This window comes from Streptomyces sp. NPDC055189 (genome assembly GCF_053606765.1).
In genome coordinates this window covers 82,806-91,626 of sequence record NZ_JBSGSG010000031.1, presented here as the reverse complement: position 1 = coordinate 91,626, position 8,821 = coordinate 82,806, and the positions used below count along the sequence as shown (strand labels likewise).

The window sequence follows — 8,821 nt, the reverse complement described above, 5'->3', positions numbered from 1 at the left end:
GGGGTGGCCGGTCCCGGCCACCCCCGCTCTCCGCCCAACTGTCAGCCGTCCAGCTGCTGAAGCGTCGCGTTCGAAGGACCGCGCCGGGACTGCTCGTCCCGTGCCACGTCCTCGGCCGCGCCGAGCACGCGGACCGCGTTCTGCCACGTCAGCTTGGCCAGGTCCGCCTTCGACCAGCCGCGGGTCAGGAGCTCCGCGATCAGGTTCGGGTAGCCCGAGACGTCGTCGAGGCCGTCCGGCGTGAACGCCGTGCCGTCGTAGTCGCCGCCGATGCCGATGTGGTCGACGCCCGCGACCTCGCGCATGTGGTCGAGGTGGTCGGCGACCGTCGCTGCCGTGGCGACGGGGCGCGGCGTGGACTCCTCGAAGGCCGCGTGGACCTTCATCGCCTCCGGCGTCGTGTCCAGGTGGTGGAAGCCGTGCGCCCGCATGTTCTCGTCGGCCGCCGCCGTCCAGTCGACCGCCGCCTGGAGGACGAACTTCGGCACGAAGGTGGCCATCGCGACGCCGCCGTTCGCGGACAGCCGCTCAAGGACGTCGTCGGGGATGTTGCGCGGGTGGTCGCACACCGCGCGCGACGAGGAGTGCGAGAAGATCACCGGGGCCACGGAGGTGTCCAGGGCCGCGCGCATCGTCGTCGCCGCCACGTGCGAGAGGTCCACGAGCATGCCGCTGCGGTTCATCTCGCGTACGACCTCGCGGCCGAACGCGGAGAGGCCGCCGACGCCGGGTTCGTCCGTCGCGGAGTCCGCCCAGGCGATGTTGTCGTTGTGCGTCAGCGTCATGTAGCGGACGCCGAGCGCGTGCAACGCCCGCAGGGTCGCCAGGGAGTTGTTGATGGAGTGGCCGCCCTCGGCGCCCATCAGGGACGCGATACGGCCTTCCGCCCGCGCCGCCTCCATGTCCGCTGCCGTCAGCGCGCGCCGCAGGTCAGCCGGGTAGCGCGTGAGCAACTGGTCCACGCAGTCGATCTGTTCGAGCGTGGCGCTCACCGCCGCGTCGCCCGTCAGGTCCGTGCGGACGTACACCGACCAGAACTGCGCACCGACGCCGCCCGCCCGCAGGCGCGCGATGTCCGTGTGGAGGCTGCCCGTCTGGTCGGTCGCGATGTCGAGGCGGTCGATGTCGTAACCGGCCTTCTCGCGCAGCGCCCAGGGCAGGTCGTTGTGGCCGTCGACCACGGGGAACTCAGCCAGAAACGCGCGGGCGTCGTCGAGGGACGTCATGCCGCTCACTTCCCCGAGCCGAAGCCGAAGCCGGACCCCGCGCCCTCGACCTTGGTGCGCAGGCGCTTGCCCTTCTCCGTGGCTTGTTCGTTCAGCTCCTGCTGGAACTCCCGCATACGACCGAGGAGTTCGGGGTCGTGCGCGGCGAGGATGCGCGCCGCGAGGAGGCCCGCGTTGCGCGCGCCGCCCACCGAGACCGTCGCCACCGGGACGCCCGCGGGCATCTGCACGATGGACAGGAGCGAGTCCATGCCGTCGAGGTACTTGAGCGGTACGGGCACGCCGATGACGGGCAGCGGGGTCACCGAAGCGAGCATGCCCGGCAGGTGCGCGGCGCCGCCGGCCCCGGCGATGATCGCCTTGAGACCGCGGTCGGCCGCCTCCTCGCCGTACGCGACCATCTCGCGCGGCATGCGGTGCGCCGATACGACGTCGACCTCGTAGGGGATCTCGAACTCGTCGAGAGCCTTGGCCGCGGCCTCCATGACCGGCCAGTCCGAGTCCGAGCCCATCACGATGCCAACTACAGGTGCGGTCATTCGGTGATCGTTCCTCTGAGATAGCCGGCCGCGTGACGCGCGCGCTCCAGCACGTCGTCCAGGTCGTCGCCGTAGGTGTTGACGTGGCCGACCTTGCGGCCCGGCTTCACGTCCTTGCCGTACATGTGGATCTTCAACTGCGGGTCGCGCGCCATGCAGTGCAGGTACGCCTGGTACATGTCCGGGTAGTCGCCGCCCAGGACATTGGCCATGACCGTCCACTTCGCCCGCGGGCGCGGGTCGCCGAGGGGGAGGTCGAGCACCGCGCGCACGTGGTTGGCGAACTGGGACGTGATCGCGCCGTCCTGGGTCCAGTGGCCCGAGTTGTGCGGGCGCATCGCGAGCTCGTTGACCAGGATGCGGCCGTCGCGCGTCTCGAAGAGCTCGACCGCGAGGTGGCCGACCACGCCGAGCTCCTTGGCGATGCGCAGGGCCAGCTCCGCCGCCGCGCCCGCGAGGTCCTCGGAGAGACCGGGGGCCGGGGCGATCACCGTGTCGCAGACGCCGTCGACCTGCTGCGACTCGACGACGGGATAGGCCACGGCCTGGCCGTGCGGCGAGCGGACGACGTTCGCCGCGAGCTCCCGCAGGAAGTCGACCTTCTCCTCGGCCAGGACCGGGACACCGGCCCGGAAGGGATCTTCGGCGTCCTCGACGGAACGGACGAACCACACCCCCTTTCCGTCATAGCCGCCACGCACCGTCTTGAGGATCACGGGGAAGCCGTCGCCTTCGGCCGCGAAGGCCGCCACGTCCGCCGGATCGCGCACGATCCGGTGGCGTGGGCACGGCACACCGATCTCCGTGAGCTTCTCGCGCATGACGCCCTTGTCCTGGGCGTGCACCAGCGCGTCGGGCCCGGGGCGCACGGGGATGCCGTCCGCCTCCAGGGCCCGTAGATGCTCGGTGGGTACGTGTTCGTGATCAAAAGTGATCACGTCGCAGCCCCTCGCGAACTCGCGCAGCGTGTCGAGGTCGCGATAGTCGCCGATGACGACATCGCCGACGACCTGCGCCGCGGAGTCCTGAGGGGTGTCACTGAGGAGCTTGAACTTAAGGCCGAGGGGGATACCCGCCTCGTGGGTCATGCGGGCGAGCTGACCGCCGCCGACCATGCCGACTACCGGGAACGTCACACCCCCAGGGTATCGGCCTGTATCAGCCAGGTCGGAACGGCCGGTTTCCGTGCACCGTACGGGCTCTCCCGTCACAGAGCCGCCACAGTGTGGAAGCGTCCACGCGCAACGGGCGGGGGTCGCTGGTTAGCATGGCTGGGTTGACGCGACCGAATCACCAAATACGTCGACGAGACGAAGACCGAACGAATCGACGACGGGGGTTGGGGCGACCACCATGACGGAACGTGGCGCACTACGGGTGCGAATGGAGCAGCTCGCGCGCGAAGTGGCCAAGTTCGGGGCGGTGGGAGCCCTGGGCACGCTGGTGAATTTCGGCGTATCCAACCTGCTGTGGCACATGACGAGCCTGCAGGCCGTGCGCGCGAACGTGATCGCCACGGTCGTCGCCATCGCCTTCAACTACGTGGGTTTCCGTTACTTCACGTACAAGGACCGCGACAAGAGCTCCCGCACCAAGGAGCTCACGCTGTTCCTGATGTTCAGCGCGGTCGGCCTGGTGATCGAGAACGGCGTTCTGTACGCGGCGATCTACGGCTTCGACTGGGACAGCCCGCTCCAGCGCAACATCTTCAAGTTCGTGGGCATCGGCATCGCCACCTGCTTCCGCTTCTGGTCCTACCGCACCTGGGTCTTCAAGACGCTGCCCGCGCGGGAGGCCGTCGCCCGTGCGGAATCGTTCCTGGACGACGAGTCCGCGGCCGTGACGGCCGAGGAGAAGCGGCCGGCCGCGCGGCGCGCCTAACGCAGCGTCTCGGGCTCTTGGGCCCGCTTGGGCGGCGTACGCGACAGGAACAGGCCGAACACCGGCGGCTTGGTCTGCAGCATCTCCAGGCGGCCGCCGTCGGCCTCGGCCAGATCCCGGGCGACCGCCAGGCCGATACCCGTCGAATTGCGGCCGCTGATGGTGCGCTCGAAGATCCGCGCGCCGAGATCGGCGGGGACGCCGGGCCCGTCGTCCGTGACCTCGACGACCGTCTGGTTGCCCGTGACGCGGGTGCGCAGGGCCACGGTGCCGCCGCCGTGCATGAGGGAGTTCTCGATGAGCGCCGCGAGGACCTGTGCGACCGCGCCGGGCGTGCCCACGGCCCGCAGGTGCCGCTTGCCCGAGCTGACGATGGCACGGCCCGCGCTGCGGTAGGCCGGGCGCCACTCCTCCAGCTGCTGCTTGATGACCTCGTCCAGGTCGAAGGAGACGGCGGAGCCCGTACGCGGGTCGCGTGAGTTCGTGAGCAGCCGCTGTACGACGTCGGTGAGGCGCTCGACCTGCGCGAGCGCGATCGTGGCCTCCTCCTTCACCGTGTCCAGGTCATCGGTGACGGTGATCTCCTCCAGGCGCATGGAGAGGGCCGTCAGGGGCGTACGGAGCTGGTGCGAGGCATCCGCGGCGAGCCGTCGCTCGGCGGTCAGCATCCGGGCGATCCGCTCGGCGCTGCCGTCAAGGACGTCCGCAACGCGGTCAAGCTCCGGCACCCCGTACCGCTTGTGGCGGGGCCTGGGGTCGCCCGAGCCGAGGCGCTCGGCGGTCTCCGCGAGGTCGGTGAGCGGCGATGCGAGGCGGTTGGCCTGGCGTACGGCGAGGAGCACGGCGGCGACGATCGCGAGCAGCGCCACCGCGGCGATGATCAGCAGGGTGCGGCCGACTTCCTGGGTGACGGCCGTACGGGGCTCCTCGACGGTGACCTTCTCGCCCTCCTCGCCGTCGGCCGTGTCGTGGATGACGTCGCCGGTGGGGCGTTCGCCGATCTCGATGGGGGCGCGGCCGGGGATCTCGATGAGGGCGTAGCGGTCGGTGTCGACCGCGGCGACGTCACGCAGGATCTCGGCGTTGATCCGCTCGTCGCTGATGAGCCTGCTGTCCACGATGCTGGCCAGGCGGAGGGCCTCGCTTGTTACTCGCTCCTGAGCGCTGCTGCTGATGGTCCTCGTCTCGACGATGACGAGGCTCACCCCGAAGACCGCGATCACTACGAGGACTACGGCGAGGGTGCTGCTGATCAGTCGGCGGCGCATTTACTCAGTGTCGCCGATCGAAGCGCCCCTCAGGGTGCGGGGAACGTGCCCCGCAGGGGCGCGGGGAACTGCGCGGCCAGCCACGACGGAGTCGCAGACGCGTCCGGCCGCGACGGTTTTACGGCGGGTGCGGGTCGTCTTGGGTTGCTCGCGCAGTTCCCCGCGCCCCTTACGGGGCACGTTGCTCGCGCCCCTGCGGGGCGCTGCCCCTAACTTTTCTCGAAGCGGAAGCCGACGCCCCGCACCGTGGCGATGTAGCGGGGATTCGCCGCGTCGTCGCCCAGCTTCTTGCGGAGCCAGGAGATGTGCATGTCCAGGGTCTTGGTGGACGACCACCACGTGGTGTCCCAGACCTCGCGCATCAGCTGGTCACGCGTGACCACGCGACCCGCGTCGCGGACCAGGACCCGGAGCAGGTCGAACTCCTTGGCCGTGAGCTGGAGCTCCTCCTCGCCCATCCAGGCCCGGTGCGACTCGACGTCGATCCGTACGCCGTGCGTGGCCGGCGCCTGCTGCGGCTCGGCGGCCCCGCGCCGGAGCAGGGCCCGGACCCGGGCGAGCAGTTCGGCGAGCCGGAAGGGTTTGGTCACGTAGTCGTCGGCGCCCGCGTCCAGGCCGACGACGGTGTCCACCTCGTCGGCGCGGGCGGTCAGGATGAGGATCGGCGCCGTGTGCCCCTCGGCACGGAGGCGACGGGCGACCTCGAGGCCGTCCATCCCGGGCAGGCCCAGGTCGAGTACGACTAGGTCGACGCTGCCCTGCAGCCCGGCGTCGAGGGCGGTCGGGCCGTCCTCACGCACTTCGACCTCGTACCCCTCCCTGCGCAGGGCACGGGCCAGCGGCTCCGAGATGGACGCGTCGTCCTCGGCGAGCAGTACACGGGTCATGGAGTGATGGTAGTCCGCGCCGGACGACCGTCGTGGGGTGATCGCCCGCTGGCGTTCGACGCCTGCGGCTATGGGGTGCGATCCTGTGGATCACCTTCAAATGTGGGCGGCGGTTCCACCGTAACCTGTGATCCATCTCTCAAGTCCTTCCATATGCCACCTTCACATGGCGTATGGTGACCCAACGCCTGATGCACTATCCAAGGACCTTTGGCCCGCTGTGCGGCCTTAGGTCTCTTTTATGTGCGGGCTGGCTGCGCCAGCCTTAGAAGGAATGACCTGTGGTCGGGCCCTGCGCGTGCACCTGCGCCAGGGCGTGGATCTCGGAGTCGCCGTCCAGCGCCCTCCTCGAACGGAGCGCGAACTCCCCCCGGGCGTGGGGGTGTGCGGGCGATACGACCCCGGTGCCGACCGCCCCCCACCGGGCGCGCACACGCTCTTGCCGCGCGTCCCGAACTCACGAGGATCGACCCATGGCGTCCAGCCTGACGAAGGACTCCGCCGGTACCCCTGGCTCTGAGAAGACCTTCTTCGGCCACCCCCGCGGACTGGCCACACTCTTCATGACCGAGATGTGGGAGCGTTACAGCTTCTACGGCATGAAGGCACTGCTCCCGCTGTACCTGATCGCCCCCGGCGGCATGAACATGTCGGCCACGACGGCGACGGCGATCTACTCCGTCTACATGTCGATGGTCTACCTGCTCGCCATGCCCGGCGGCTGGGTCGCGGACCGTTTCTGGGGACCGCGCAAGACGGTCGCCATCGGCGCCGGCGTGGTCATCCTCGGCCACATCACGCTCGCCCTGCCGAGCTCGGCCTCCTTCTTCGCCGGTCTCGCGCTCGTCGCGCTCGGCTCCGGCCTCCTGAAGGCCAACATCTCCACGATGGTCGGCCACCTCTACGACGGCCCGGAGGACCCGCGCCGTGACGGTGGCTTCACGCTGTTCTACATCGGCATCAACATGGGTGCCTTCCTCGCCCCGCTGACGATCGGCACCGTGGGCGAGAACGTCAACTGGCACTTCGGCTTCGCGCTCGCCGCGGTCGGCATGGCGCTCGGCCTGGCCCAGTTCATGCTCGGCTCGCGCCACCTGAGCGGCGAGAGCAGCGTCGTCTCGCAGCCCGCGACGCCCGAGCAGCGCAAGTCCGCCCTGCGCACCGGCCTGATCTGGCTGATCGTGGCCGCCGCGCTCTACACGTTCCTCGCCGTGACCGGCAACTTCGCCGACTGGGCGCTGATGCCGCTCACCATCGCCGGTCTGGTCATCCCGGTCACCGTCCTGGTCCGCATGAAGCGCGACAAGGAACTGACGACCCTGGAGCAGTCCAAGCTCTCCGGCTACGTCTGGTTCTTCATCGTCGCCGCCGTCTTCTGGATGATCTACGACCAGAACGGCTCGACCCTGTCGATCTTCGGCGAGCACTCCACGACGAACAACCTGCTCGGGTTCGACTTCCCGACCTCCTGGTACCAGTCGCTGAACCCGATCTTCATCATGGCGCTGGCCCCCGTGGTCGCCTCGGCTTGGCTGTGGCTGAACAAGCGGGGCAAGGAGCCGAGCACGGCGGTCAAGTTCGCCTCCAGCCTCACGCTGATCGGCATCTCCTTCCTCGTCTTCCTCATCCCGCTGATCGACACCGCCAACAACGGCGGCAAGGTCAGCCCGATGTGGCTGGTCGCGATCTACTTCATCCAGACCGTCGGCGAGCTCTGCCTCTCCCCGGTCGGCCTCTCCGTGACCACGAAGATGGCCCCGGCGAAGTACACCGCCCAGATGATGGGTGTCTGGTTCCTCGCGGTCACCGCGGGCGACTCCGTCACCGGCCTGCTGACCTCGCCGCAGCTCGGCATCGACCTGAACAACTCGGGTGCGGTGGCCGTGGAGGCGATCATCGCGGTCATCGCGGGCTTCGGCATCTATCTGAACCGCAAGAAGGTCAAGGAACTGATGGGTTCCGTCAACTGATCTGACGTCGACCGGGCCCGCCCCTGCGGGCCTGCGCAAGACGGCGAAGGGCCGCCGCACCCGAGGGTGCGGCGGCCCTTCGCGTTCAGCCGCCCACTCGCGTCGGCTCACGTCCACTCGCGCGAACAGAGGATCGTTCGCTAACCCGTGGTGATGACGCAGAACGTTTCTGCGGCGGTCCCAGGTCCTGGCGGTGAAGCATCTGCCCATGCGCCGTACCTTGCCGGTCCTCGCCCTCTGCGTGGCGTTGCTCTCGTCCAGTGCCGCCGTCGAGGCCGCCCCCGAGCCGCCGCCGGCCCCGACCTTCTCGTACGGGCAGCACGCCCGCCAGAACATCACCGTGTACGGCGACCGGTCCGGGCACCCCGCCCTGATGATCCTGCACGGCGGCTCCTGGCTGCGGGACACCGACTGGAGCGGGTGGGCGCGGTGGTTCGCGGCGCGCGGGTTCACCGTCTACGACACCGACTACCGGCTGGCCTCCGACGCCGCCTGGCCCGCGCAGCGCGATGACGTGCTCGCGGCCCTGCGGTGGGTGAAGCGGCGGGGCGGCGGCACGCCCGTCGTGCTCGGTTCGTCCGCGGGCGGGCATCTCGCCGTCAGCGCCGCGACCTACGGCGCCGGGCGCAAGCGGGTGCGGGCCGTGGCGGCGCTCTCCCCCGTGGCCTCGCCCTACCGGGCCTGGACGGACGGCGGGATGACCGCCGCGTCTTCTGCCCAGCGCGGGCTGCGGGGGGCGGCCGAGCGGCTCGCGGGGTGCTCGGCCGCCACCGGCGGGCAGCGGTGCCTGGCCCGCTGGGAAGATCTCGCCGCCAAGTCGCATGCCTCGGGCACGAACGACGCCCCGATGCTCCTCACGCACTCGGCGGCGGACTTCGTGCCGGTGGCGCACTCCACGGACCTGGCCCATGCCCAGACGGTGGCGGGGCTGCGGGACGTCACCGTGCGCATCGAGCCGGGCTCGGCGCACGGGGGCGTACTCCTCAAGGATCCGGGCCTCGCACAGGCGGTACTGAAGTGGCTCCGGAAGAGGACCGCCCCGTAAGGGGC

8 protein-coding genes are annotated in these 8,821 nt (G+C 69.9%); 3 read left to right on the top strand and 5 right to left on the bottom strand.

All coding sequences use genetic code 11. From position 1 onward, the window contains the following. Window positions 1-41: 41 nt before the first annotated feature. Genes ACWFR3_RS22775 through ACWFR3_RS22765 form a run of 3 tightly spaced genes read right to left on the bottom strand, consistent with a single transcriptional unit; the run spans window position 42 to window position 2,931 of the window. Window positions 42-1,226, bottom strand: a complete 1,185-nt coding sequence (locus ACWFR3_RS22775) for a dipeptidase (protein ID WP_453736429.1) — start codon at window positions 1,224-1,226, stop codon at window positions 42-44. A gap of 5 nt (window positions 1,227-1,231) precedes the next feature. Next, entirely contained in the window at window positions 1,232-1,765 is a 534-nt protein-coding gene (gene purE, locus ACWFR3_RS22770) for a 5-(carboxyamino)imidazole ribonucleotide mutase (RefSeq protein ID WP_453736428.1), read from the bottom strand. Next, window positions 1,762-2,931, bottom strand: coding sequence for a 5-(carboxyamino)imidazole ribonucleotide synthase (locus tag ACWFR3_RS22765; protein ID WP_453736435.1), 1,170 nt, complete (start codon window positions 2,929-2,931; stop codon window positions 1,762-1,764). Before ACWFR3_RS22765 ends, purE begins: the two co-directional genes overlap by 4 nt. Before the next feature lie 187 nt (window positions 2,932-3,118). On the opposite strand from ACWFR3_RS22765, the gene ACWFR3_RS22760 reads away from it, so the two are divergent. Beyond that, window positions 3,119-3,646: a GtrA family protein gene (locus tag ACWFR3_RS22760; RefSeq protein WP_453736427.1), complete on the top strand. Its 528-nt coding sequence runs from the start codon at window positions 3,119-3,121 to the stop codon at window positions 3,644-3,646. Here the strand turns inward: ACWFR3_RS22760 and ACWFR3_RS22755 are convergent. Continuing rightward, the gene (locus ACWFR3_RS22755) at window positions 3,643-4,914 is read right to left on the bottom strand and encodes an ATP-binding protein (protein ID WP_453736426.1); all 1,272 of its coding nucleotides are present in this window, start codon (window positions 4,912-4,914) and stop codon (window positions 3,643-3,645) included. The genes ACWFR3_RS22760 and ACWFR3_RS22755 overlap by 4 nt on opposite strands. Window positions 4,915-5,123: 209 nt before the next feature. Continuing rightward, window positions 5,124-5,801, bottom strand: a complete 678-nt coding sequence (locus tag ACWFR3_RS22750) for a response regulator transcription factor (protein ID WP_190083462.1) — start codon at window positions 5,799-5,801, stop codon at window positions 5,124-5,126. A 473-nt stretch (window positions 5,802-6,274) separates the two neighbouring features. On the opposite strand from ACWFR3_RS22750, the gene ACWFR3_RS22745 reads away from it, so the two are divergent. Further along, window positions 6,275-7,771: a peptide MFS transporter gene (locus ACWFR3_RS22745; RefSeq protein ID WP_453736425.1), complete on the top strand. Its 1,497-nt coding sequence runs from the start codon at window positions 6,275-6,277 to the stop codon at window positions 7,769-7,771. Between the two features lie 208 nt (window positions 7,772-7,979). Next, the gene (locus ACWFR3_RS22740; RefSeq protein ID WP_453736424.1) at window positions 7,980-8,816 is read left to right on the top strand and encodes an alpha/beta hydrolase; all 837 of its coding nucleotides are present in this window, start codon (window positions 7,980-7,982) and stop codon (window positions 8,814-8,816) included. Window positions 8,817-8,821 lie beyond the last annotated feature (5 nt).